Consider the following 25,370-nt stretch of genomic DNA (forward strand, 5'->3'; position numbering starts at 1 on the left):
AGGCTTAAGCTTAGATGAACGGGTGAACTTATCGGATGAAAATATATGAGAAGGCTCCTGCCAAAATAAACTTATTGCTGGATGTGCTGCGCAAGCGGGACGACGGCTATCATGAAGTGGAAATGATCATGACGATGGTCGATCTGGCCGATCGTCTGACTATGGAAGAACTTCCGCGCGACACGATCATTATTTCTAGCCAAGTGGGCTATATCCCGCTTGATGAGAAAAACTTGGCTTTTCAAGCGGCGCGCCTGATCAAGGAGCGTTATGACGTTCGTAAGGGCGTTTATATCCATTTGGACAAAAAAATTCCTGTGGCCGCAGGTTTGGCCGGAGGAAGCAGCGATGCCGCTGCAACGCTTAGAGGCTTAAACCGTCTATGGAAGCTGAACATTTCCGAGGAAGAGCTGTGTATTCTTGGAGCGGAGCTTGGCTCCGACGTTCCTTTCTGTGTAACAGGTGGAACAGCCATCGCACGCGGGCGCGGAGAGAAGCTGGAGCATATTGATGCCCCTCCACAATGTTGGGTTGTGCTTGCCAAACCGCCGATCAATGTATCGACGGCTGATGTATACGGCAAGTTCAGAGTAAGCAATCTGAATTCGCATCCGTCTATTCCGGCAATGCGAGATGCGCTTGCCAAAGGTTCTTTTCAAGATATGTGCGCAGGTCTTGGCAATGTGCTGGAGTCTGTTACGCTGGACTTGCATCCGGAAGTGATGCAGCTAAAGGAAAGCATGCTGCGGCTTGGAGCGGATGGCGTATTAATGTCCGGCAGCGGTCCAACGGTGTTTGGCCTCGTTTCGAAGGAAGCTAAGCTTCCTCGTATCTATAACGGTTTAAGAGGGTTTTGCAAAGAAGTATATGTGGTAAGAATGCTTACATAGTCTTGACGTACTTCTTGATTAAATCCGTATGAAAATGTTATATTGTGTTTATATTATTCGGATTTAACGGGGTGAATAAGTAGTGAAGAAGTTAAAACGGAGCTCTCGGCTTGTAGAAATGACGCAATATCTATTAACTAGACCCCACACGTTAATTTCGCTGACAGCATTTGCCGACCGCTATCAATCGGCTAAGTCTTCTATTAGCGAAGATTTGGCGATTATTAAAGAGGTTTTTGAAGAGGAAGGCATCGGAGAATTGCAAACGCTCGCCGGAGCAGCCGGAGGCGTAAAGTTTATGCCGCATATGCGTGAGGCGGCGGCTTTAGATATTATGAAGGAAGTATGCTTGAAGCTGGAACAGCCGGATCGGGTTCTCCCCGGCGGCTATTTGTATATGACGGATATGCTTGGACAACCCGAGCTGCTGGCCGATGTAGGCCGGATGTTCGCGTCGGCTTTCTCTGATCGGAAAATTGACGTCATTATGACGGTGGAAACCAAAGGGATCCCGCTCGCCTATGCCACAGCGGCATGTTTGAACATTCCTGTCGTTATTGTCCGTCGAGACAATAAAGTGACGGAGGGTTCAGCGGTAAGCATCAATTACGTATCCGGCTCTACAAAGCGGATTCAAACGATGTCGCTTGCTAGAAGAGCTCTCAAGGAGCATTCGCATGTGCTGATTATCGACGATTTTATGAAAGCGGGCGGAACGGTTCAAGGGATGATGGACTTGCTGTTCGAATTCAAAGCGACGGTTGCGGGAGTAGGCGTGTTTGTCGAGTCCGGAGAAGTCGAGCTGGAAGAGAGGCTGCTGGAGGACTATGTGTCTTTGGCCAAGCTGACAGCGGTTGATCTGAAAACGAAGCAAGCGACAGTTGTGCCGGGCAATTATTTCAGCAGAGGTTAAGGGAGGCAAGGATGCTATGACGACGAATCAAAGGTTTGAGGTCATTGCTACCAGCGAGGCGCCGGCGGCAATCGGACCTTATTCGCAAGCGCTTAAGCTGGGAGGTTTGATCTTTACGTCGGGACAAATTCCGCTGGACGCTTCCGGCGCTCTCATAGAGGGCGGAATTTCGGAGCAAACGCATCAGGTGTTTCGTAATTTGAAAGCGGTTCTATCGGAGGCGGGAGCAACCTTTCAGGATGTTGTAAAAGCGACGGTATTTTTGAAAGATATGAACCAGTTTGCAGTCGTTAACGAGGTCTACGCTTCCTACTTTGGAGACCATAAGCCAGCACGTTCAACCGTTGAAGTAGCAAGGCTTCCGAAAGACGTTCTTGTCGAAATTGAAGTTATCGCATCGACAAATGTCGAATGAAAACGAAAAAAATGCATACTTAAAAAAATATTTTAAAATGAGCATCTTTTTACCAAAAAAACAGAAGGAATTGGCATAAAAACGTGGAAGTATACACCAAGTCTCTGATAGGCAAAGGTGGTGAACACAAGTGCAAATTACTGATGTCAGACTCCGCCGTGTGAATTCGGAAGGTCGCATGAAGGCTATCGCCTCCATCACTATTGACAATGAATTCGTTGTTCACGATATCCGTGTCATCGATGGAAACAATGGGATGTTTGTAGCTATGCCTAGCAAGCGTACTCCCGATGGTGAATTCCGCGATATCGCTCATCCCATTTCTTCCACGACTCGTGAGAAGATCCAAGCCGCTGTCCTAGCGGAATATGAGCGCGCAGCTGAAGAGGTTGCGATTGAAGAAGGCGCATAATGAGCGGGGTCTGTTTTGGGCTCTGCAAGTAAATTGGTTAAGGATGGAAAAGAGGGCCTCGGCTCTCTTTTCTTTTTTTTCATTATAGGCTATATTCATGTGAGGATTGATAGGATAGGGATCAGGGAGGTAAATGAAAATGAAAGTAATGGCGATTGTACTGGCTGCTGGTCAAGGCAAACGGATGAAATCGAAACTATATAAAGTGCTGCACCCAGTAGGGGGCAAGCCGATGGTTGGACATGTACTAGATACGGTTAAAGAAGCGTCCAGCAAGCGGACGGTTGTTATAGTAGGTCATGGCGCTGAGAAAGTGAAAGCTTATTTGGGAGATTCCGCGGAATATGTATTGCAGGAGCAGCAGCTTGGAACGGGCCATGCCGTCAGGCAGGCGGAGGCTTTGCTCGGCTCCGAAGAAGGAACAACGATCGTTATTTGCGGCGACACTCCGCTCGTTCAAGCTTCTACGCTAGGCTCCATGCTTGCGCTGCATGCCGAAAGCGGAGCGGCGGCTACCGTCTTGACGGCGTCTTTTGATAATCCGACCGGATACGGCCGTGTTATAAGAGGAGAAGACGGCACGGTATCGCATATTGTGGAGCAAAAGGATTGTTCTCCGGAAGAGGCGGCGGTGAAGGAAATCAACACCGGCACTTATTGCTTCCATAACCAGAAGCTGTTCGAAGCTCTTGCCCAAGTAAAAAATGAAAACGCGCAAGGCGAGTATTATTTGACCGATGTGATTGGTCTTTTGAAAGCTGCGGGAGAAGTGGTACAAGGTTTCTGCACGGACGATGTGACGGAAGCGATTGGCGTTAACGATCGGGTTGCGCTGGCAGATGCGGAACGTTTTATGAAGGAGCGCATTAACCGCAATCATTTGATCAATGGCGTCACCCTCATCGACCCGGCCGCTACTTATATTGAAAAGTCTGTTCGAATCGGGGCCGATACGGTTATTTATCCGGGAACGATTTTGCGCGGAGATACGGTTATTGGCGAAGATTGCGTCATTGGCCCGAATGCCGATGTGACGGATACGACGATTATGAACGGAGCTTCTATTAAATATTCGGTAGCGGTAGATTCCATCATTGGCGAAAATAGCGCTGTAGGTCCGTACGCCAACTTGCGTCCAGGCTCGAAGCTCGGCCGCGACTGCAAAGTCGGCGATTTTGTGGAGTTGAAAAACGCTACGCTTGACGACGGCAGCAAGGTGTCGCATTTGAGCTATGTGGGAGACGCTGTCGTGGGCAAGGATGTCAATATCGGCTGCGGTGCCATTACGGTCAATTATGACGGATTTAATAAAGCAGTGACGGAAATCGGCGACGGCGCGTTTATCGGCAGCAACGTTAATTTGATTGCTCCTGTGAAGGTAGGCGACGGAGCTTATGTAGTGGCGGGAACAACGGTAACGCAGGACGTTCCGGGAGGCGATCTCGCGATTGCGCGCGAGCGTCAAGTGAATAAGCCGGGTTATGCGGACAAGATTCGGGCTCGCGCGAAAGCAAAGAAGGAACGGCTCGACGGATAAAGAGGAACAAGGTGATTAATTTCGGTCTATACTGGGTAAAGTGATATGGAATCCATTACCGTGAGGAGGTTTCCATATGGCAATCGCAATGAAAGCCGATGAACGTTCCAACGTTACAAAAGGCGAGTTAAGGATATTAAGGCAAAATGGACAAGTTCCGGGTGTTGTATATGGCAGGCAGCTTTCGAACGCTGCCAAAGTGAGTGTAAACGAGAAGGAGCTGTCTGCTCTGCTGCGTTCTCATCCTAATGCAGTATTGGAGCTGAATGTACCGGCTGCCGGCGTCCAATCCGTTATGGTGGCGGATGTGCAGCGCGATTCCTTAAATCATAAGCTTCTGCATGTTGATTTTCATCAAATCAATTTGAATGAGGAAGTAAAAGCAAACGTCCGGATCGATACGGTAGGAGATTCTACCGGCGTTCGGGAGGGCGGCATTCTATCGGTTATTCTTCATGAGCTTGAGGTGCAGTGCTTGCCGGGAGATATTCCAGAGAGCATCTCTGTCGAAATCGGCAATCTCGGCATCGGTGAAAGCTTAACGGTAGCCGACCTACAGCTGCCGGAGGGCGTAGCGGCGAAATCCGATTCGGAGCTAGTTGTCGTGACCGTGCTTGCGCCGCAGAAAGAACTGAGCGAAGAAGAGAAGGAAGCTCAGGATGTTGAACTGCACGAGGCGAAATCTCGTTCGGATCATGCTGTGCATGAAGAAATTTCAACGAGTCTGTAGTCGGTTTCCATCGGATATGAGATGTTTATGCAAGAAGGCTTCTTCCAATCGGCAAACCGCCGTTTGGAGGGGCTTTTTTTTATGAAGAGCGAACCCCCATTGTACCGTCGCGGCGTCGCATTTCCTTATTAATTATGCTACATTAGGTTCGAGAAGGTTCGGAGGAGTGGACAAAGATGAAATGGATCGTAGGACTGGGAAACCCCGGTACGCAATATAAAGATACCCGGCATAATGTCGGTTTTATGGTCGTGGACGAATTGGCCAAGCGATGGGGCATTTCCGTCACGCAGAGCAAATGCAAAGCTCTGATCGGGGAGGGCAACGTCGGCGGGGTTAAGGTTGTTCTCATTAAACCGATGACTTATATGAATTTATCGGGAGAGTCGGTAAGAGCTTTCCTCGATTACTTTAAAGCCGATCTGACGGACGGTGTTGTCGTTTACGATGATCTAGATACGGAAATCGGCAAGCTTCGGCTTCGCTATCAAGGCAGCGCAGGCGGGCATAACGGAATCAAATCTCTTATTCAGCATCTTGGAACACAGACGTTTAACCGGGTAAGAATGGGCATTTCCAGACCGCAGCCAGGCGGCGTCATCTCTGATTATGTGTTGTCCAATTTTCCGAAGGCGGAGCGGGAGAAGCTGGCCGACATGGTGGAAGCTGCTTGTGATGCGGTAGAATACGGACTTAAAGCTCCTTTCGAAGAGACGATGGCTAAGTTTAATCGGTAATACCGTTAAACAGAGTTAGAATCTGAACGAAGTTTAAGCGGCAACCGTTAAATTTTGATGAATCGGGGCATACTGGAGGGTATAACGAACCTTCAGGAGGCATACATATGGCTGTAAACTATATTTGCAGGCATTGCAAAGCGCCGATGGGCTCCATTGACGGGGCTTCCATTACGGAACAGCAGCTCGGTTTCCATTTCTTGACCCCCGAAGAGCGCAGCGATATAATAGCCTATGACTCAAACGGGGATGTCACGGTTAAAGTGGTTTGCGACTACTGCAACGAAGCGCTGAATACGAATCCTGACCTTATGCTGGTCAGCAATCCTTTGCAATAAATGATAGATAGAAGTCCGCGAGAACAAGCTATGCCGGCGTAGGCCGGATGTAGCTGTTTTTGCGTGGGCGGGCGATTGCGGGAGGGAGATAGCCTTTTTTGGAGCCCTTCCTGCTATACGCGCTTCCCGGTTTCATTGGGCTTGTAAAGAAACGAGGTGCCGCAAACGTTGAAAGCGCTAATTCAAGCTTTTGCCGCGGATACGGATGTCCAATCGATATTGTCCGGTATTCGCAAAGGGATGCGCGAGCAAATGATATCCGGCCTCGCCGGCTCCTCCCGTCAAGTGCTGATCGCAGCACTGGAGGAAGCGGTGGAGCGTCCGATGCTCGTAGTGACGCATAATATGTTCTCCGCCCAGAAGATCGCGGAGGATCTTCAAGAATGTTTGTCCCCCGATAAGGTGTTGCTATATCCTGCAAATGAGCTAATGGCTGCGGAAGCGGCGATCTCGAGTCCCGAGACGCTGGCGCAGCGAATGGATGTGCTGATCAAGCTGTCCAAAGGCTTTCGCGGGATTGTTGTCATACCTTTTTCCGGCGTTCGCCGCTATTTGCCTATTGGAAGCGTAATGGCAGATGCGCAAATTTCGGTAGCTGTAGGAGATACTCTGCCGCTTGACGGGTTTTTGCGCCAAATGACGGCGCTTGGCTACGTTCGGGCAGACCGAGTGGAAGCAAAAGGCGAGATGAGCGTGCGAGGCGGCATTGTCGACTTTTATCCGCTGACGGCGCCTCAAGCATGCCGGATTGAATGGTTTGGCGATGAGATCGACTCCATTCGTTTGTTCGATCCCGCCGAGCAGCGTTCTTCGGACCGATTGGAGACGTATGTTATTCCTCCTTGTCAGGAAATTATCGCGGATGCTGCGCGGATGGAAATCGCAGCAAATCATGCGAGCGGTTTGCTGGAGCGCCAATTGGAGAAAATGACAGATCGTACGGCCAAGGACCGTCTGCGCTCGGAAATTGGCGGGGAACTGGATAAGCTGAGAGAACATATCTACTTCCCGGAAATCTATAAATATATCGCTCTACTTTATCCAGAACGTCAAACGATTATGGACTATATGCCGAGCGATACCCTTCTTTTGCTAGACGAGCCGACTAGGCTGATCGAAACGTCCAAGCAGCTGGAGAGGGACGAAAGCGAATGGGCGCTTCATTTGCTGCAGAACGGCAAGTCTCTGCCTGGACTCGTCCTTGCCAGAGAGACGGAGGATATTTTGTATCACCGTCCTTACCCGACCCTGTTCTTATCCTTGTTCTTAAGGCAAATTCCGCATAGCCAGCCGCAAAATATTTTGAACATGACGAGCCGGTCCATGCAAAATTTCCACGGGCAGATGAATGTGCTTAAATCGGAGATGGAGCGCTGGAAAAAGATCGGCGCGAACGTGATCATGCTGGCCGGCAACACGGAGCGGATGGAGCGGATGCGCCGCGTTCTGGACGACTACGGCATCGAGATTCCTGTACTGCTGGAGGGTAATTTGCAGCAGGGCTTTGAGATGCCGTCCTCACATCTTGTCGTCATTACGGAAGGCGAGATGTTTTCGCAAAAGCAGCGCAAGCAGCGCCGTTTGGACAAAAAGATGGACAATGCCGAACGGATCAAAAGCTATACAGAGCTGAAGGTCGGCGATTACGTCGTTCATCATAATCATGGCATTGGTAAATATGTAGGGATCGGGACGCTTGAAATTGCGGGGATCCACCGCGATTATCTTCATATTTTGTATGCCGGCGGGGATAAGCTGTCGGTGCCGATCGACCAGGTGGACATGATCCAGAAGTATGTCGGGTCGGAGGAAAAAGAGCCGAAGGTCAGCAAGCTTGGCGGTGCGGAGTGGACCAAAGCGAAGAGCAAAGCGAGAGCTTCGGTTCAGGATATCGCAGACGACCTTATTAAGCTGTATGCCCAGCGTCAATCGACTCCGGGATATGCTTTCGGGGAAGATACGACGTACCAGCAGGAATTCGAGGCGATGTTCCCTTACGACGAAACGAGAGACCAGCTTCGTGCGATAGATGAAATTAAAAAGGATATGGAACAGGCACAGCCGATGGACCGGCTGCTCTGCGGCGACGTAGGCTACGGCAAAACCGAGGTGGCGGTCCGCGCGGCCTTCAAGTCGGCTATGGAGGGCAAGCAGGTTGCGGTGCTTGTGCCGACTACCATTTTGGCGCAGCAGCATTACGAGACGTTCCGCGAAAGATTTTCCGGCTACCCTATCAACGTGCAGGTGCTTAGCCGATTCCGCTCCCGCAAAGAGCAGAACGAGACGATAAAAGGGCTGAAAAACGGGACGGTCGATGTTGTCATCGGCACCCACAGACTTCTTTCGCAGGACATTGTGTTCAAATCCATTGGACTGCTCATTGTCGATGAAGAGCAGCGGTTCGGCGTGTCCCATAAGGAAAAGCTGAAAAAGCTGAAAACGAATGTGGACGTGCTTACGCTGACAGCTACGCCAATCCCGCGGACGCTTCATATGTCCATGCTTGGCGTGCGCGACTTGTCCGTCATCGAGACGCCGCCTGAAAACCGGTTCCCTGTGCAAACGTATGTGGTGGAGTACAGCCCGGCTCTCGTTCGCGAAGCGATCGAAAGGGAACTGGCTCGAGGAGGCCAAGTCTACTATCTTTACAATAGAGTGCAGGGCATCTATCAAATGGCGGAGGCCATCAATGCGCTTGTGCCGGATGCCAAAGTGACGGTAGGCCATGGCCAAATGTCGGAGCAGGAGCTGGAAAAAACGATACTGGACTTCTTGGACGGAGAGTCGGACGTTCTGGTGAGCACAAGCATCATTGAGACAGGCGTCGATATTCCGAACGTCAACACGCTTATTGTTCACGACGCGGACAAGATGGGCTTGTCCCAGCTGTACCAGCTTCGCGGCAGGGTGGGACGTTCCAACCGGATTGCCTATGCTTATTTCACTTATCAGCGGGATAAAGTGCTGACGGAAGTGGCGGAGAAGCGTCTTCAGTCCATTAAGGAATTTACGGAGCTGGGTTCAGGCTTCAAAATCGCCATGCGCGATCTTTCCATTCGGGGCGCGGGCAACTTGCTCGGCGCGGAGCAGCACGGCTTTATCGCTTCCGTTGGTTTCGATATGTATTCGCAAATGCTGGCGGAGGAAATTGCGAAGCGCAAAGCGGAGATGAACGGCGCGGAGCCGCAGCCGGAAAAGCCGGTTAGCACGTTGATCGATTTAAGCGTTGACGCGTATTTGCCATCGGATTATATTTACGACAGCACACAGAAGATCGAGATTTACAAAAAGGTCGCAGCCGTGCGTACATTTGAGGAATCCGATGATCTGATCGACGAGCTGATCGACAGATTCGGCGATTTGCCGCAAGCCGTTGAAAACCTGATGTTCGTCGCGAGGCTTAGAATTTACGGTTCGTTATATGGGATCGAGTCTATCGGTCAAAAGGGCGACGACCTCATCTTCAAGCTTTCCGAATCGCTGAAGGAAAGAATTATCAGGAAAAAAGTAGACCAGCTATGCCTTCAACTGGAGAACCGGTTTAAGCAGAGCGGAGAGCAGGAATCTCCCCCTACGCTGCTGCTTAGAGGGAAGGGACTGAACATGGAGCAGAAGCTTCATTTGTCTTTGAAATTCATGGAAGGATATGGCGAAGCCATTCTAAAAAAGGAAGAGTTGCAGAACGCCACCTCCTAACGCAAAATTCGCTTTTCGGGTTCCTTTTCTGCTACAATATAATCAAGTTTATAATCTGAAAGGGGATTCAACATGTTGCACAGTACACGCAAATCGGCATGGCGCAGAAGCGCGCTGCTTGTCATGGCAGCGGTGCTCGTCATGACAATGATGGCGGCATGCGGAGGAAGTAAAGAACATAGCTTGACGTTTAAAGGGGTAGACAAAGGCGACGTTGTCGCAACGTACAAAGAAGGAAAGGTAACACAAGCGGAGCTGGACAAGTTTCTGTCCATCACGGTTTTGTTGCAACCTGCCTATGAATCGCTTGTAGAAGTGCCGCAATATCAAAAAATGCTTTTGGAGCAGCTAGTATTCTACAAAGTGTTAAACGGACAAGCTTCCGCAGACTCCATTAAAGAGGCTGACAAGCAGGTAGACGAGCAATTGAAGCAGTTTGCCGACCTGAAGAAAACGGACGCGGACTTTGCGGCACAAGTAAAGGAAAAGAAGATTTCCGATGCTGATATTGCAACGTTCCTGATGATGAACATTGTGCCAACGGTTCATATGAACTCCAAGGTAACGGATGAAGATACGGCGAAAGCGTTCGAAACGATGAAAGCTGACTTTGCGGTGTCGACAGTTCGCCACGTTTTGGTAGCGACGCATGAGACAAATGCAGAGACGCAAGAGAAGAAGGAAATTCGTACGGCAGAAGCAGCACTTGCCCGTGCGAAAGAAGTGAAGGCTAAGCTGGATGCCGGCGAAAGCTGGGATACAGTAGCTAAAACATATTCCGATGATCCAGGTTCGAAAGACAAGGGCGGCCTTTACGAAGCTTCCGCAGGGAAAAGCTGGGTAGCTGAGTTTAAGAAAGCGGCATTCGAGCAAAAAATCGGCGTAATCGGCGAGCCGGTAAAAACGGAGTTCGGCTATCACGTTATGCTGGTAGAAAAGCGCGAAGAGAAAACATTCGATCAACTGACAGCTGAAGACAAGGAGCAAGTAAAAGGCGCGGCAGCTTACACGCACATGGAGAAATTCATGAAGGAAGAAATGCCGAAGCAAGAGCTTAAAATTACGCTCCCTGAACCGAAGCCGACAGAAGGCACGCCAAGCGCGTCGCCTAATGCAAGCGAGTCCCCGGCGCCAAGCGCATCTCCTGCAACTTAATAAATGTTTTGTTTTTAACGGAAACCGTTTTGTCGGCCTCGTGCCAGCAAAGCGGTTTTTTCTTTTAGCTGAAAAGTCTCCATGACATGATAATGATTTTACTCCAAGTCCCGGTTGCTTATATTTGTAAAAAGTGATATCATTAATATATCATAATGATATGGGGGATGGAGCTTATGAAAGAGAAAAAAGCCTTATATGTAAGCGGATATCTAGCAATGTTGCTTGTGGTTGCGGCTGCTGCCGGAGGCGCGCTGCTTGTCGTGCTTCAACTGATGGCGGATGAGCCATCCGGCCTGATTGCCGGTATTGGCGTTGCTCTGGTTGTCGTAGCCTTTCTCGCCTTGACCTCGCTAGTTATTGTTCAGCCTAATGAAGCTAAAGTGATCACTTTTTTTGGAACTTATATCGGAACCGTTGCGGAAAGCGGCTTGTGGATGGTGCTTCCCTTTACGTCGAAGTCGACTATTTCCCTTAAGGTTCGCAACTTTAACAGCCAAAAGCTGAAAGTAAACGATGCGGAAGGCAATCCAGTTGAAATTGGCGCGGTTATCGTCTTTAAAGTAGTAGACACGGCCAAAGCGTCTTTTGATGTAGATCATTACGAACGGTTTGTGGAAATTCAAAGCGAAACGGCGATCAGGCATATTGCCGCTCAATATCCTTACGATATTTTTGAAGACAGCAATGCGCTCACATTGCGTGGAAATGCGGACGAGGTAGCGGCTGAGCTTCTCCGTGAGTTGCAGGAGAGACTTGATGTTGCCGGAGTTGCACTGAGAGAAACCCGAATTACCCATCTGGCTTATTCCCCGGAAATCGCAAGCGCTATGCTTCAAAGACAGCAGGCTATCGCGATTGTAGCGGCTCGTCAAAAAATTGTGGAAGGCGCGGTCGGGATGGTGGATGCCGCTCTTCGGAAGCTAGAGGAAAATGGGATTGAGCTGGACAATGAACGACGGGCGGCCATGGTCAATAATTTAATGGTTTCGATTGTATCGGATCGGGCTGCGCAGCCTGTTATTAATACAGGGTCGCTGTACAGCTAAGGGGCGATTGTTATGCCGAAAGAAAAAAAAGCGTTCCCGCTGCGGCTTGATCCTGAAATTTATCGGGCGCTGGAGCAATGGGCCGGTGACGAGTTCCGCAGCGTCAACGGACATATTGAGTTTTTGCTGCGCGAAGCTCTTGGCAAGTCGGGAAGGCTGAAGCAGCCGCCGAAGGAGAAACAGGAATAAAGAAACGGCATTTCACGGCGTACGGAGCCGCGAAATGCCGTTTTTTGGCTAAATTGGGATAATCGTCAGCAAGACCCCGGAGTGAGGCAGTGTATAGGGAAAGGGATGTTTTGGCGTTATTGGAGACGTGCATAAGAAAATGGGAGGGGATGAATACTATGGTCAGATTCAAATGCCAGAGTTCAGCATTCGACCCCATTATAACAAGCTGATGCTGCGAATCATCTGGTATGGGATTACATCAGCTACGCTCAGGCGGCCGCACATGCCGGAAGAACTTCGGGGCGGATTCGTCCCCGCGGAACTCTCAGTGATGTTTCTCATAAAAAAATGCTGCAGGAATCCAGTCGATTCAAAATCCTCTAGGGAAAGCGGGGCAACAAGAAATGAAAGCAACTGGAATAGTACGCCGCATCGATGACCTCGGTCGAGTAGTCATTCCGAAGGAGATTCGCCGCACTTTGCGTATTCGCGAAGGAGATCCTTTGGAAATATTCGTGGATCGTGATGGCGAGGTTATTTTGAAAAAGTATTCTCCAATCGGAGAGCTTGGCGATTTCGCCAAAGAATATGCGGAATCTCTATTCGAAAGCACCGGCCATATTACATTGATCTCCGACAGGGATACGATTATTACGGTAGCGGGAGCATCCAAAAAAGAATTGCTCGACAAAGCGATTGGCCAGACGCTTGAAAGCTGCATGGAAAACCGCAAGACGGTTGCAGAAACGACGCCCGGCTCCTACGAAATCGTAAAAGATGTACAGGATCAATTCAGCTCGTTTGTTGTAGCTCCGATTATTGCAGGCGGCGATCCGATTGGAACGGTAGTGCTGCTTAGCAAAGACGATTCCGTGAAAATGGCGCAGCTGGAAACGAAGATGGCTGAAACGGCAGCAGGCTTTTTGGCTAAGCAAATGGAGCAGTAGTTGGTTTAAAAGGCTTTAAAGGCTGGACAAGCCGGCTGCGCAACCTCGTGGAGAGACTGGGCGCAAAGGCCTGTCGGCGCATAGGGTAGACAATTATGGCTTCTCCGCAGGCTTCAGCCTAAAGGGGAAGCTTTGTTTTTGTATATGCCCCTAATTGCGGTATAATAATGAATCATGAGATTGAGAAGCGAACAGGGGAAAATGAATGGTAAGCCGTAAGCCTGCAAGAAGACGGTTGGGCGGGCTGTGGAGAAACGGCGTTATTGTAATGGCGGGGGCGGCGCTTCTGTCTAAACTCATTGGCGCGCTGCAAAAAATTCCACTGCAAAATTTAGCCGGCGATCGCGTATTTGGCATTTATAATGCGGTATATCCTTTTTATCAATTGATTGCCGTTCTGGCTACAGCGGGATTGCCTACGGCCGTCTCTATTTTGGTTGCGCGGAAGTTGAAGGAAACGGGCTCGCCGGAGAGAATGAGAGCGACGCTGTCTGCCGCCTTGCTGCTGCTTGGCGCGACGGGAGTGCTCGCCTTTGTTCTCATGTGGCAAAGTGCGGATCGTGTAGCGGCATGGATTGGCGACAGCCTTGCGGCGGATTCCGTCCGAATGCTGTCGCTGGCGCTGCTGTTTGCTCCGATGCTGGCCGTTCTTCGCGGTTATGAGCAAGGAAAGCGCCGGATGGGCCTCTCGGCCGCCTCCAGCGTAACGGAGCAGATCGTACGGGTAGCGGTTATGCTGGTTGTTTTGGAGCTTGGCCTATCCGCCGGATGGAGCGAATCGAGGCTCGCCGCTGGCGTAATGGGAGGCTCAGCGGCTGGCGCTTTTGCTGCTTTGCTGCTGCTTGCGGGGCGAGGCTGGCGGGAGAAGGTTTTTCGTCCAGCGGGAGGAGCGGTTTCTGCTGGAGAGGGGGTTCATGCGCGCCGGGGTCGAATGCTGAAAGAGATGAAAGAGCTCGCTCTTCTAGCCGGTCCGGCTGCGCTGGCATCCATCGTTGTCCCGGCTCTTGGTGTGGTGGATGCCTTTATGGTTCCTAGGCTGCTGAGCGACAACGGGTTTTCCGATGCCGCTGCGATGACGCAGTTTGGCATTTATAGCAGGGGAGGCCCTCTTGTGCAGCTTGTCGTTATGGCAGCAGCCGCAGGAGCGGCCGCGATGGTGCCAGGACTTGCTGCAGCTAGGGCGGAGGGCAACGTGGGGCTGCTTGGCCCCCGTTTGTCGCTGATGCTCCGATTCGGCTGGCTGACCGGTGCTGCTGCCGCTATAGGTCTGTTCTTGCTTGCGGAGCCGTTGAACGTGATGTTGTATAAGGACGCAAAGGGCACTCTCGCCTTTGCGATCGTCGGCTGTACCGCGCTGGCAGGCTGCCTCAGCGCAGTGACTGCGCCCGCGCTGCAAGCGCTCGGCTCAGTGCGGGCGCCTCTAGCGCTGCTCGTGCTCGCAGCGCTGATGAAAGGCGCGCTCAACGCCGCGCTTGTCCCCTCCCTCGGAATCGAGGGAGCGGCCCTCTCCGGCGTTGCCGCGCTAAGCGCCGCTGCGCTGCTTTCCGCGGCGGCGCTCCGCCATGCGGCTGCGGGGCTCCGCCCGCCGCATGCTTCGCATGGCGCGCGGGGCAAGGGGCTTGGCCCCGCCGCCGGAGGCGTTGCCGCGCTGGGGCTGATGGCCAGCGCGGTGCTGCTTGCGGGGCGCGCGCTAGGCTCCGCGCCCCTTGAGGGGCTGCCGCCGCGAGTGCAGGCGGCAGCGGTTGCGCTGACGTGCGCAGCCGTCGGCGCTTTTGTGTTCGCCGCGGCCGCTTTGCGCTGCGGCGCGGTTGGCGCGCGCGAATGGCGCGCGATTCCGGGCGGCGAAGAGCTGGCCGCCCGGCTGAGGAAGCGGCGGCTTATTCCGCCGCTTGAGGAGCGTTAATAGATCGCTAAGCGATCATTTGAATATGCAAGAGGAGGGCTTTTCTTATGGCTAATTTGCCCATTGTTATTGTTGGACTTGGATCCGGCGATCCTGATCAGCTTACGCTAGGCATATGGCGGAGGCTGCAAACGGCTTCTCGTTTGTTCGTGCGGACGGAGCGGCATCCTGTTATGGCGCTGCTTAACGAGCATCAAATTGAATATACTTCCTTTGATTCTTTTTACGAGAAGTACGATTCGTTCCCTGAAGTGTATGAAGCGATCGCGCAATCGTTGATCGAAGAGTCTACGCGCGGCGAAGGGGCTTCGGGAAGCGGTGAGGGCGCCGTTATATACGCCGTGCCCGGCCATCCCATGGTGGCGGAACGAACGGTACAACTGCTGCGCGAACGCTGTGGGGAAGCCGGGATAGAGCTGACGGTTTTGGGCGGCGAAAGCTTTCTGGATGCCGCGTTTGCAAGCCTTGGCTTCGACCCGATTGAAGGTTTTGCGCTGCTGGATGCGGCGGAGCTTCAATCCTCCCTTTTGCAGCCGCAGTTGCATACGGTAATCGGACAGGTGTATGATGCTTTTACTGCTTCCGATGTGAAGCTGGCGCTTTTGGAGCGTTATCCGGAACAATTTGAAGTCGTAATCGGACACGCGCTTGGAGTTGCGGGCGAGGAGAAGCAGCTTCGCGTTCCGATCTATGAGCTGGACCGGAATCAGGAGTATGGGAATCTCTCAATCATCTATGTGCCTCGTTCCGACGATCCCGTCCTTCGCAATCGCTCGTTTGACAGGCTTCATGAAATCGTCAGCATTTTGCGGAGTCCCGAGGGCTGCCCATGGGACCAAGAGCAGACTCACCAATCCATTCGCAAAAACTTTATTGAAGAGCTGTATGAAGCGCTGGAAGCAATCGATAACGACGATCCTACCGGCATGCAGGAAGAGTTCGGCGATGTCGTTTTGCAAGTGATGCTTCATAGCCAGATGGAGGAAGAGACAGGTTCCTTTACCGTTTACGATGTCATCCAGTCGTTGAACGAAAAGCTGATTTTCCGTCATCCTCATGTGTTCGGGGGCCTTGACGCGGGTAATGCGGACGAGGCGCTTGCCAATTGGGAAGGGATGAAGGCCGAGGAGAAACGGCTGAAAGGAACGGAAGCAGAGCGGCAATCACAGCTCGACGGCATCCCTCCGGACTTGCCCGCTTTGATGAAAGCTTATAAACTTCAGAAAAAAGCCGCAAAAGTTGGTTTTGACTGGGAGGATTTAGGGCCTGTTCTGGCGAAAGTCGAAGAGGAGATCAGTGAATTGAGAGAAGCGATTGAAAACGGGGACCGGGAAAAGCAAGCGGACGAGCTTGGCGATTTGCTGTTTGCCGTCGTAAACGCCTCGCGCTTTATCCATGCCGATCCGGAAGAGGCGCTCTCTCGTACAAATCGAAAGTTTAAGAGCCGATTTCAATATATAGAAGAGCAGCTTCGTATAAACGGCAAAACTTTTGACCAGACTGATTTAATAGAAATGGATCGTTGGTGGGAAGAAGCCAAAAGGCGCTCACTGTAATATCTTTCGCCACAATTCGCCGTTTTTCCGCACTATTCCCAAAAAAATTTAAGCTTCTCGGCAGGATTTTGTACTCTCAAGCAGAATAAGTATTCTTCGTGAGAGCAGATTTTGCCAAAGGGTTAGCCGCACTTTGATAGCGGCGGCCACAAATAACCGTTTCATTAATAGGAGGATATTCACATGAACAAAACAGACCTTATCAACAACATTGCAGAAAAGAGCGGACTTACGAAACGCGACGTAGAATCCGTCCTGAACGGCTTCCTTGGTGAAGTAACTGATGCGCTTGCAAGCGGTGAGAAAGTACAATTGATCGGCTTCGGTACTTTCGAAACTCGCAAACGTTCCGGCCGTGTTGGCCGCAACCCGCAAACGGGTAAAGAAATCAACATCCCTGAATCCAAAGTTCCTGCATTCAAAGCAGGCAACAAGTTGAAAGAAGCGATTAAGTAATTTATGCGTTTAGATAAATTTCTCAAGGTGTCCCGGCTGATCAAGCGCCGCACCGTTGCGAAGGATGTTTCCGAGCAAGGGCGAGTGTGGATCAACGGCCGCGAAGCGAAAGCAAGCAGCGCCGTCAAAGTCGGCGACGAGCTCCAAATCCAGTACGGTCAAAAAATCGTGACGGTGCGTGTAGAACGCCTCACGGAGACGACCCGCAAGGATGAAGCCGGCGAGCTGTATACCTTAGTGAAAGAAGAACAGCGTCCCCGTGAAACCGGTCTTGACTGGGAGGGGCAATAACGCAATGAAGCAGCCCGTACCTCTCGCGAGGACGGGCTGCTTTTGTTTTTCGCTAGGATATGACTTATATGGCTGCTTAGTGGAGGGCCCCGTCGTTTGCGGTCTGTGGCGAGGGGTTCTTTTTCTAGCAGAAACGGAAGTTCTAATCCTTGTCCTTTCCCCATAGAGTAATAGAGAAAATAAGGAAGCGGGGGAGAAGTCTATGGCTGAAGTGGGCAAGGGGCAGAAAAACCAGGATGTGAAGCTGATTAATCGAAAGCTGCTGGAGCTGACCGGGGTTACGAATGTGGAGAGCTTCGACAGCGAGGAGTTTCTGCTCGATACGGAGCTGGGCTTCTTGACCGTCACGGGGCAGAATTTGCATATTAAGCATCTTAGCCTGGAGCAAGGGCTGGTTGCGATTGAAGGTTTGGTGCATTCTCTCGCCTATTTGGATGGAGCGGCCGGGGGCAAGTCCAAAGGGCTGTTCGGAAAGTTGTTTAAGTGACATTAAGCGTGCAGTGGATGACGGTGGCTATCATGCTGTTATCCGGCCTTGGCATGGGCGTTGTATTCGACGGATACCGCGTTGTGTCAAATGAGCTGAGATTTCCGCGTTGGTGGCTGCCGCTTCTGGATGTCGTCTATTGGATGGCTTCCGCCGTGGTCGTATTCCGAATGCTTTACGCCAGCAACAACGGCGAGGTGCGGGCGTACGTTTTTTTGGGACTGGCTGTCGGGGTCATTCTTCACTATTGGTTGTTTAGCAAGCTTGTCATTCAACTGGTCAAATGGGCGATTCGCGCTATGCGGGCCCTCATTGCGTTTATATGGAGACTTGTGCTGGTGTTCATATGGAAGCCGCTGCTTTTACTCTACAAATTGGTAAAAGTTATTTTAGGATTTGGGACTGCGCTCACTATTTTCCTCCTAAAAGTTGTGGTACAATTGGTTCGTCCAATTTGGCTTTTATTGCTGTGGCTTTTGAGGCCTATGGCACGTCCGCTCGGGCGATGGATGAAGCCTTATTGGGAGAGATGGAGGGTGGAAGAACGTCTTGCAAAGGGACTGGCTGCCATCATGCGTCTTTGGAATCAATGGTTTAGGAGGAGATAGCGCAAATGGCGACCGCAACGAAAAACCGATCGGCGAATGGCTCGGCTTCGAAGCGCCGGTACAAGCTATGGATGATGTTCATTGTTTTGTTCTTGGGCTGGGCGGGATATACTTTATTTGGCCAGATGCAGCAGCAGAAGGCTACCTATCTCAAGCTCACCACGATCGAAAGCAACATTAAAGAGGCGAAGGCTGGCACTGAAGCGCTCAAGCGCGAAGTGGAGCGGCTGAACGACCCCGAATATATCTCGCAACTGGCGACCAAGGAACAAGGAATGGTCAAAGAAGGAGAACAGCAAATCTTCAGCGAATAATAGGGCGCGGGGGCAGGATGAACGTCTGTTGACCTTGCTTCCGCCGTTCGGGTATAATCACGATAGATGCAAGACTTATGCTGGCATAGCCGGTCAGTGTTTTAATATCACGCGGATGTGGTTAAGTGTGATTTAGAACCATCTTGCTTACCATGCAAGTTTTGTTCGAATCGCCGCCCTGATAGTGGGCGAGCTGTTTTATCACAAAACTTTGAGAGAGGAACATTTTATTTTATGGCAATTGAAGTGGGCGCCAAGTTAGAAGGAAAAGTGACGGGCATTACGCATTTTGGGGCATTTGTCGACTTGTCGGGAGGTGTCACAGGTCTAGTTCACATTTCAGAGATTGCCGATAACTACGTCAAGGACGTGAAGGATCACCTGAAGATCGACGATGTCGTGAAGGTTAAAGTGATCAACGTGGACAAAGACGGAAAGATCGGACTATCCATTAAGCAGGCCATTGATCGGCCGGAAGGCCATCAGCCGCCGCCGCAACGCGAGCGCTCGGGTCCAGGCGGACCGGGAGGCGGAGAACGTTTCAACCGCGGAGGTGGTCAAGACCGTGGCGGACGTCCCTTCAACAAGCAATCGTCTGGCAGGCCGTCGTTCGGCAAACCGTCATTCGAGGATAAAATGTCGCGCTTCTTAAAAGACAGCGAGGAGCGTATTTCTTCCCTGAAGAAGAATACGGAAGGCAAACGCGGTGGACGCGGAGCTAAGCGAGTATAACAATAACGAATCTTTTATAGATCGAGCAGGGCCTAACGGCTCTGCTTTTTTTGTTTTTACCGGGAGTGTGGGCGACAAAGGCATTGGAACGCGCATTTTTCTCCTTTATTTCCCGACATTTAAACGCTATATTTCCCGAATTGGCTTAGGTTTACGGGTATTCGGCAGTCGATTGTACCATTCGGTGTCGAGCGCGAGAGTGTAAAAGTCGTTTTGGCGAATATGACTCCGTTAGAAAAAAAGTTTTCTCCCATCCTCTTCCAATCCCGACAGGTTATTGCCTCCATTCGCTATTTCTCTGAAAGCGTTATTCGTTTTTTTTGTTGAAGGAAATGACGGGGAACAGTGGGGAGAAACTGGGGAAAGCCGCTAGGGCACTGGTTTTTTGCGATTGCTGACAATGACTGCGGCAGCCCTTCTTTTTGTCGGAAAAAACTTTTGGCCATGTTACGTTAACTGACAAACTTCATACAGACAAGCTCCTATAATGGGAAACACATTACATTCGGATTGGTGGTGTCTGTTAGTGAAGAAAGAGAGCGTTGCCCAAATTCCCGGAGTGAAGCGGGAAGGCCTGTTTCGAGCTGCAGTACAGAAAGGGAAGGAGATGAGAGCCGTCAAGGGGACGGTTTCCATGCTCCTCGCAAAAAAATGGACGATTCTTCTTGTAGCTGTAGCGTTTCTGCTCGGGAGGGCCGTCATTTTGGAATCGTTGATGCCGTTTGCCGCCGCCTATTTTGCTGTTATGTATTTTATGAGAAAGGATATTTACGGATGGATCGCCGTGTCGCTTGTAGCCGGGAGCTGGTTTGCCGCGGAGCCTGCGCCGCTTTGGATCGCCATGGAAATTGCGGTGCTGTTCCTTCTTATGAGGGGACTGGAGGCGTATGAAAAAGCGGAACTCTCCACAGCGCCGATATTAGTATTCACCGCTACTTTGCTCGTTCAATTGTTCGGAGTGTTTATCGGGGAAACTCTTAACTGGTACAACTTTATGCTGGTGGTCGTGGAAGCCTCCCTTGCTTTTGTCCTAACGCTCGTCTATATCCATGCGATCCCTGTATTGACGATGACGAAAAAGTCGGCCGCGCTGAAGCATGAAGAAATTATTTGCGTCATGATTTTGCTCGCTTCCGTCATGACCGGAGCTGTAGGCTGGATCGTTTACGGCATGTCGGCGGAGCATGTCATGTCCAGGTATATGCTGCTGCTGTTCGCTATGGCGGGAGGAGCGCCGCTTGGAGCGTCTGTCGGCGTAGTGGCGGGACTGATTCTCAGCTTGGCCGATTTCAGCGCCATTGTGCAAATGAGCATGCTCGCATTCGCCGGCCTGCTGGCAGGGCTGCTCAGGGATGGGGGCAAGATGGCCGCCGCTTTCGGCATGCTGCTGGGCACTTCTATTTTATCTATTTATATAGGGACGGGGCCGGATGTGATGAGCTCCACTTGGGAGTCGGTCGCGGCCGCTACGCTGCTGATGTTGACGCCTCGCGGCGTCATACGAACGATTGCCCGGTATGTGCCGGGTACGAACGAACATGTGAAGTCGCAGCATGATTACGCCAAGCGGGTGCGTGAAGTGACGGCGGAGAGAGTGACTCAATTTTCCGATGTGTTTTTGCAGCTGTCCCGCAGCTTTAGCCAATTAAACCAAAATGTTAAGGAGGTTAAGCGCGAAGACGAAATCGGACACTTCATGAACGCCGTAGCGGAGAGGAGCTGTGCTAGCTGCCATCGCCAAAACTCTTGCTGGGAGGGGAAATTTTTTCATACGTACAACATGATGACCGAAATGATGACGACGGTAGAGGAGAAGAGAGTTCCGGCTTCCAAGGAGCTGCCGCGCACATGGACATCGCACTGCGTCAAAACTTCTCAGGTGATGTCGGTCATGCAGCATCAGTATGAGCTGTACCAGAATAACTCGCATTGGAAAAAGCAGATTATGGACTCCCGCCAGTTGGTAGCGGATCAATTGCTGGGCGTATCGCAGGTCATGGAGGACCTGTCCAAAGAGATTAAGCGGGAAGGCCAAACGCTTCATTTGCAGGAGGAGCAAATTAGGGAGGCGGTAGAAGGGCTTGGATTGTCTATTCAGGGGGTCGATATCGTCAATTTAGAGGAGGGAAATGTAGAGATCGAAGTGTACCACTCTTTTGATAAGGGCTTCGACGAATGCCGTAAAATTATTGCTCCGCTGCTGAGCGACATTTTGGGGGAACATATTGCGGTCAAAACTGAGGTGCCTCCAGCCAAGCATGGAGAGCCGACTATGGTCACTTTCGGTTCGGCGAAGCAATATGAAATTGAGACGGGGGTTGCCGGAGCGGCAAAAGGAGGAGGTTTGCTGTCGGGAGACAGCTTTAGTCTGGTGGAGCTGGGCAACGGCAAGTTTGCGGTTGCGATCAGCGACGGCATGGGCAATGGGGAGCGGGCGCGCCAGGAGAGCAGCGCAGCGCTGTCTATTTTGCAACAGTTTCTACAGTCGGGGATGGACGAGAAGCTGGCGGTGAAGTCGGTCAATTCCGTTTTGCTGCTGCGATCTTCCGAGGAGATGTATGCGACAGTGGATCTGGCTATCGTCGATTTATATACCGCTCATACGACGTTTATGAAAATCGGGTCTACGCCCAGCTTTATTAAACGCGGCAAGGAGGTTATTCCGATTACAGCCAACAATTTGCCGATTGGCATTATTCAGGATATCGACGTCGATTCCGTATCGATGCAGCTTCAGCCGGGCGATACGCTCGTCATGATGAGCGACGGCATCTATGACGCACCGGGTCACGCGGTCAACAAGGAGATGTGGATGAAACGGATTATTGGTGAAATGGCGACCGACGACCCGCAGGAGATGGCCGATATGCTGCTGGAGACGGTGGTACGCTACCATGAAGGGGATATCGTGGACGATATGACCGTGCTCGTCGCTAGAGTAGACAAGCATCTGCCGGAATGGGCGTCGTTCAAGTGGCCTGGCGTGACGCGGATGGAGCGGCCAAGGACGGTGAGCTAAAGACTGTCGGATAGTCGATTAGGTGAAAATAATAATAGCAGCCAGTCTGGTATGCAACCAGACTGGATTTTTTGCCACGAATATTTTCCTAAGAGCAAACTTTCTCCGAATTTGCCGGGTAATATTTATAAAGCAGTCACAAGCAACGAGCAGCAAGGCAGCTTCATCCTGACAATGAATGATTTCCTGGAGGCGGCTGAAGGCCATGGGGAGAGATTTACGCAGACGCTGGAGCAGTTCAAGGTGCTGGCGGAGGAGTAATTCATGCTGCGCTTCTAAAAAGGATCATTTCGATATAGAGAGGTATGCTTGTCGTAAATTCATGCATTTCAAATCTATATAGTCAAAGAGAGTCGGTCTTAGTCCTAATTGTATTTTGACTAGGGCCGAATTGTTATTCTTATAAATGTAAGTTCAATTTCATTGGAGTGTCATCCATTGTAATCGAAATACCTCAAATCTCTTCATTTTTTAACGAAACCGGCGTTGCAAGACCCAATCAATAGACAATTATAATCGCTTTTTCGAGCAGGAGGATACATTCTATCAACAACTGGAATCACTTGAGCAATGCTAGGTTGCGTTGTTTGACCATTTCTTTCGTTATGGTGAGCGCTTCAACAAAGCCAGGATCGAGGATATGTTGCTGCGAGGCGTTCAGGCGTTCAGCGGCTGGAAGTGAATGGACGCGCCGGGTCATGCGGTCAAAAAGGGGATGTGGATGAAGCGCAATATTAGCGAAATAGCGACCGAATACTCGCAGGGTACGGTTGTGAGGTACCACGAGGGCGACATCGTGGATGACATGACCGTGTTCGTCGCCCGAATGGACAGGTATCTATCTGAATGGGGGTCATTCAAGTGTCTTGTCGTGACGCGGAGGGAGCGTCCAAAGATAGGTCAGTTGAGAGTAAAGTGTGTTTTGAATTATGAAGTAGGAGAATGTAATACTCTTATTTGTAAACAGCAGGATATAATTTGCGATTTGATGGAAACCAATAAGTATTTAATTGTAATACGAGTTATAAATAATTACTTTGTTACTTACTAAAAATAACAAACCATAATGTTATAGTAAAATAGAACTATATATTACTCTTAGTATTTACAATCTAATGGAATAGATGTATTCTATTTTTGCATTAATAATACTAACTCAAAGGGGTGACTATTGGTTTTAACTACACTGATGTTAATTGAGAAGGTCGATCTAATTCATAACCACCTACATTAAATCATTTGAGAGAAGGAGATTTATTATGAAACGGAAAATTAAAATTCTTTTAAGTCTATGTATTGTATTATCTTTTCTCTTGAGTATTACAACAGTAAATGCAGAGAGTGTAGAAACTAATTTACCTGATGCACTTAATTCACAGTTAGAGATCCAAAAGCTCCAACAAATATCCTTCTATCAGTCCAAATTAAATTCAAAATTATCTAGTACGAATGAGGAGCAAAACAATAAAATAATTCTTGATCCTAATCGTCCGCTGGTGCTTAAATTTGATGACGGAAGTACTATTACTTATACTGTAAAGCATGAGAAAACTGGTGTATCGGCATTAAATAGCTGGAGCAAAAGATCTGTTATTGAAAAAAGCTACACTTGGATGACTGGATACGCGAGAATTGAGCTTAGTGTCGCTGACTTTACTTATTATGACACTCAATATGGCAGAGGGTTTATTAAGAGTTCGGATCCAAATGACATTTGGCAGGATGTCGTTGATACTGGATTTGCTACAGTTCAACGCATTAGTGCGGTTGGAAAACACCATGTTTACAGTAATGGACAGAGACAATCAATTAGGGCACAAGCAAAGGGAGATATTACTTACAATATTGCTGGAATTGCAAAGCAGCAAACATATACATTCCAAGCTGAATTAGATCCTGACACTCATCAAATGTCTTTAATTAGCACATATTAATTTAATTTATTAAAAAAGTTCATTGTCTAATTAGACAATGAACTTTTTTAATAAATTAACATCATGAGTTATGGTATGTAATTTAAATAGTTATGTAATGTAGTTTAGTGGTACTGTATTTAGAACCACTTTGGGTAGGTGGTCTAAGTGATTATAACAAAATTGTCTGGAAAGGAAGTTTTATTAGGCGTTACATTATAGATTAAAAAAAACTTAGCTCAGTTTACTTTATTAAAGAAATAACAGATAACCCTTAAGTAAATTGTAGCCATTAAATTTTTAAAGTATGGATCATCCTGCTCTGAAACGCTCTTCCTCACGCACTAAGCGCAAAAACTCCCGCATAAACCCAGGCAAGTCCGGCCAAGCGTGACCGCTCACCAGCTTGCGATCCGCATGAAGCGTGCCTTCCGGATAAATGGCGCCGAGCCGCTCCACGTCAGGCCTTACAGCCGTGTAGCAAGTCATAACACGTCCCTCAAAGTATTCCGTATCCGCAAGAGTCAGAAACACTTGAGCGCCATGGCAAATAACAGCCACGGGCTTATCCTCATCTAGAAAATGCTGCACAATCCGCGGAAGCTCCGCGTGTGTACGTATGTATTCGGGTGCGCGTCCCCCTGGAATGATGAGCCCGATATAATCCGAAGGATCAACGTCGGCAAAGGCGAGATGAGACTGTAGTAAATGCGCAGGCTTTTCCGTATAAGTCTCCCAACCCTCAACAAAATCATGGACCACGGTATTCAGCACCTTTTTCGTCGGGGAAGCGATAACGGCGTCATAGCCTTCCTCTAGCAGGCGGTAATAGGGATAGAACAATTCCAACACTTCCGCCCCGTCTCCAGTCACTATCAGCACCTTGCTCGGCATAAAAACACTCCCTTAGCAATTATTTTACATTCCCTATCATTATCTAGTTCAGTCCTCCATCTTGTAAATCGCCCCTCAGTCGCAAGGCCCTTCTACCCAAAGCGTTTCGAAACGTGTCGGACGATTGAGCGGCAGCCTGTCGGATTGTGAGGAGGCAACAGGGACTTATGGGGTTTAGCGCGCGCTATGCTATAATATTGCTTATTG

The 25,370-nt window shown here is 50.1% G+C and carries 25 protein-coding genes; 24 read left to right on the top strand and 1 reads right to left on the bottom strand.

Annotated elements, in window-relative coordinates; all coding sequences use genetic code 11:
* Positions 1-35: 35 nt before the first annotated feature.
* The 24 genes from ispE (at position 36) to ACFQZE_RS24110 (ending at position 24,290) form a co-directional block, all read left to right on the top strand.
* Positions 36-890: a 4-(cytidine 5'-diphospho)-2-C-methyl-D-erythritol kinase gene (gene ispE / locus ACFQZE_RS23995; protein WP_379361919.1), complete on the top strand. Its 855-nt coding sequence runs from the start codon at positions 36-38 to the stop codon at positions 888-890.
* A gap of 82 nt (positions 891-972) precedes the next feature.
* Positions 973-1,803 carry a pur operon repressor gene (gene purR, locus ACFQZE_RS24000; protein ID WP_379361921.1) on the top strand — a complete coding sequence of 277 codons (831 nt, stop codon included), beginning with the start codon at positions 973-975 and terminating at the stop codon, positions 1,801-1,803.
* A 16-nt stretch (positions 1,804-1,819) separates the two neighbouring features.
* Positions 1,820-2,218: a RidA family protein gene (locus ACFQZE_RS24005; RefSeq protein ID WP_379361923.1), complete on the top strand. Its 399-nt coding sequence runs from the start codon at positions 1,820-1,822 to the stop codon at positions 2,216-2,218.
* Positions 2,219-2,348: 130 nt separating this feature from the next.
* Positions 2,349-2,630, top strand: a complete 282-nt coding sequence (spoVG, locus tag ACFQZE_RS24010) for a septation regulator SpoVG (RefSeq protein WP_028609566.1) — start codon at positions 2,349-2,351, stop codon at positions 2,628-2,630.
* Between the two features lie 139 nt (positions 2,631-2,769).
* Positions 2,770-4,167, top strand: coding sequence for a bifunctional UDP-N-acetylglucosamine diphosphorylase/glucosamine-1-phosphate N-acetyltransferase GlmU (gene glmU / locus ACFQZE_RS24015; RefSeq protein ID WP_379361926.1), 1,398 nt, complete (start codon positions 2,770-2,772; stop codon positions 4,165-4,167).
* Between the two features lie 76 nt (positions 4,168-4,243).
* Positions 4,244-4,897 carry a 50S ribosomal protein L25 gene (locus tag ACFQZE_RS24020; RefSeq protein WP_379361928.1) on the top strand — a complete coding sequence of 218 codons (654 nt, stop codon included), beginning with the start codon at positions 4,244-4,246 and terminating at the stop codon, positions 4,895-4,897.
* A 176-nt stretch (positions 4,898-5,073) separates the two neighbouring features.
* A complete protein-coding gene (pth, locus tag ACFQZE_RS24025) occupies positions 5,074-5,634 on the top strand; it encodes an aminoacyl-tRNA hydrolase (protein WP_379361930.1) in 561 nt (186 codons plus the stop codon).
* A gap of 107 nt (positions 5,635-5,741) precedes the next feature.
* The gene (fin, locus tag ACFQZE_RS24030; RefSeq protein WP_379361932.1) at positions 5,742-5,972 is read left to right on the top strand and encodes an anti-sigma-F factor Fin; all 231 of its coding nucleotides are present in this window, start codon (positions 5,742-5,744) and stop codon (positions 5,970-5,972) included.
* A 168-nt stretch (positions 5,973-6,140) separates the two neighbouring features.
* A complete protein-coding gene (gene mfd, locus ACFQZE_RS24035) occupies positions 6,141-9,668 on the top strand; it encodes a transcription-repair coupling factor (protein WP_379361934.1) in 3,528 nt (1,175 codons plus the stop codon).
* Between the two features lie 72 nt (positions 9,669-9,740).
* Positions 9,741-10,823 (top strand): peptidylprolyl isomerase, encoded by a 1,083-nt coding sequence (locus ACFQZE_RS24040; protein ID WP_379361936.1) that lies wholly within the window; start codon positions 9,741-9,743, stop codon positions 10,821-10,823.
* A gap of 176 nt (positions 10,824-10,999) precedes the next feature.
* Positions 11,000-11,872 carry an SPFH domain-containing protein gene (locus ACFQZE_RS24045; RefSeq protein ID WP_379361938.1) on the top strand — a complete coding sequence of 291 codons (873 nt, stop codon included), beginning with the start codon at positions 11,000-11,002 and terminating at the stop codon, positions 11,870-11,872.
* A 12-nt stretch (positions 11,873-11,884) separates the two neighbouring features.
* Complete coding sequence (locus ACFQZE_RS24050) at positions 11,885-12,061, top strand: type II toxin-antitoxin system antitoxin (RefSeq protein WP_379361940.1); 177 nt, start codon at positions 11,885-11,887, stop codon at positions 12,059-12,061.
* A 386-nt stretch (positions 12,062-12,447) separates the two neighbouring features.
* Positions 12,448-12,990 (top strand): stage V sporulation protein T, encoded by a 543-nt coding sequence (gene spoVT / locus ACFQZE_RS24055; protein ID WP_379361942.1) that lies wholly within the window; start codon positions 12,448-12,450, stop codon positions 12,988-12,990.
* 205 nt (positions 12,991-13,195) lie between these two features.
* A complete protein-coding gene (locus tag ACFQZE_RS24060) occupies positions 13,196-14,893 on the top strand; it encodes an oligosaccharide flippase family protein (protein ID WP_379361944.1) in 1,698 nt (565 codons plus the stop codon).
* A 47-nt stretch (positions 14,894-14,940) separates the two neighbouring features.
* A complete protein-coding gene (gene yabN, locus ACFQZE_RS24065) occupies positions 14,941-16,449 on the top strand; it encodes a bifunctional methyltransferase/pyrophosphohydrolase YabN (RefSeq protein ID WP_379361946.1) in 1,509 nt (502 codons plus the stop codon).
* 183 nt (positions 16,450-16,632) lie between these two features.
* A complete protein-coding gene (locus ACFQZE_RS24070) occupies positions 16,633-16,905 on the top strand; it encodes an HU family DNA-binding protein (protein WP_379361948.1) in 273 nt (90 codons plus the stop codon).
* A 3-nt stretch (positions 16,906-16,908) separates the two neighbouring features.
* Positions 16,909-17,196, top strand: a complete 288-nt coding sequence (locus ACFQZE_RS24075; protein ID WP_379361950.1) for an RNA-binding S4 domain-containing protein — start codon at positions 16,909-16,911, stop codon at positions 17,194-17,196.
* 202 nt (positions 17,197-17,398) lie between these two features.
* On the top strand, positions 17,399-17,683 hold the full coding sequence (gene yabP / locus ACFQZE_RS24080) for a sporulation protein YabP (protein ID WP_379361952.1): 285 nt from the start codon (positions 17,399-17,401) through the stop codon (positions 17,681-17,683).
* A complete protein-coding gene (yabQ, locus tag ACFQZE_RS24085) occupies positions 17,680-18,291 on the top strand; it encodes a spore cortex biosynthesis protein YabQ (protein WP_379361954.1) in 612 nt (203 codons plus the stop codon). The genes yabP and yabQ overlap by 4 nt, the downstream gene beginning before the upstream one ends.
* Positions 18,292-18,296: 5 nt before the next feature.
* The gene (locus ACFQZE_RS24090; protein WP_379361956.1) at positions 18,297-18,605 is read left to right on the top strand and encodes an FtsB family cell division protein; all 309 of its coding nucleotides are present in this window, start codon (positions 18,297-18,299) and stop codon (positions 18,603-18,605) included.
* Between the two features lie 234 nt (positions 18,606-18,839).
* Positions 18,840-19,337: a S1 domain-containing RNA-binding protein gene (locus ACFQZE_RS24095; RefSeq protein WP_379361958.1), complete on the top strand. Its 498-nt coding sequence runs from the start codon at positions 18,840-18,842 to the stop codon at positions 19,335-19,337.
* Between the two features lie 487 nt (positions 19,338-19,824).
* Positions 19,825-22,356 (top strand): stage II sporulation protein E, encoded by a 2,532-nt coding sequence (gene spoIIE / locus ACFQZE_RS24100; RefSeq protein ID WP_379361960.1) that lies wholly within the window; start codon positions 19,825-19,827, stop codon positions 22,354-22,356.
* A 51-nt stretch (positions 22,357-22,407) separates the two neighbouring features.
* A complete protein-coding gene (locus ACFQZE_RS24105; protein ID WP_379361962.1) occupies positions 22,408-22,617 on the top strand; it encodes a hypothetical protein in 210 nt (69 codons plus the stop codon).
* A gap of 998 nt (positions 22,618-23,615) precedes the next feature.
* Complete coding sequence (locus ACFQZE_RS24110) at positions 23,616-24,290, top strand: hypothetical protein (protein ID WP_379361964.1); 675 nt, start codon at positions 23,616-23,618, stop codon at positions 24,288-24,290.
* A gap of 291 nt (positions 24,291-24,581) precedes the next feature.
* On the opposite strand, the gene ACFQZE_RS24115 is transcribed toward ACFQZE_RS24110, so the two are convergent.
* Positions 24,582-25,163, bottom strand: a complete 582-nt coding sequence (locus ACFQZE_RS24115) for a DJ-1/PfpI family protein (protein ID WP_379361966.1) — start codon at positions 25,161-25,163, stop codon at positions 24,582-24,584.
* Positions 25,164-25,370 lie beyond the last annotated feature (207 nt).

Origin of the sequence: Paenibacillus sp. GCM10027627 (assembly GCF_042675505.1) — a bacterium.
In the GTDB taxonomy this organism is placed as follows: domain Bacteria; phylum Bacillota; class Bacilli; order Paenibacillales; family Paenibacillaceae; genus Pristimantibacillus.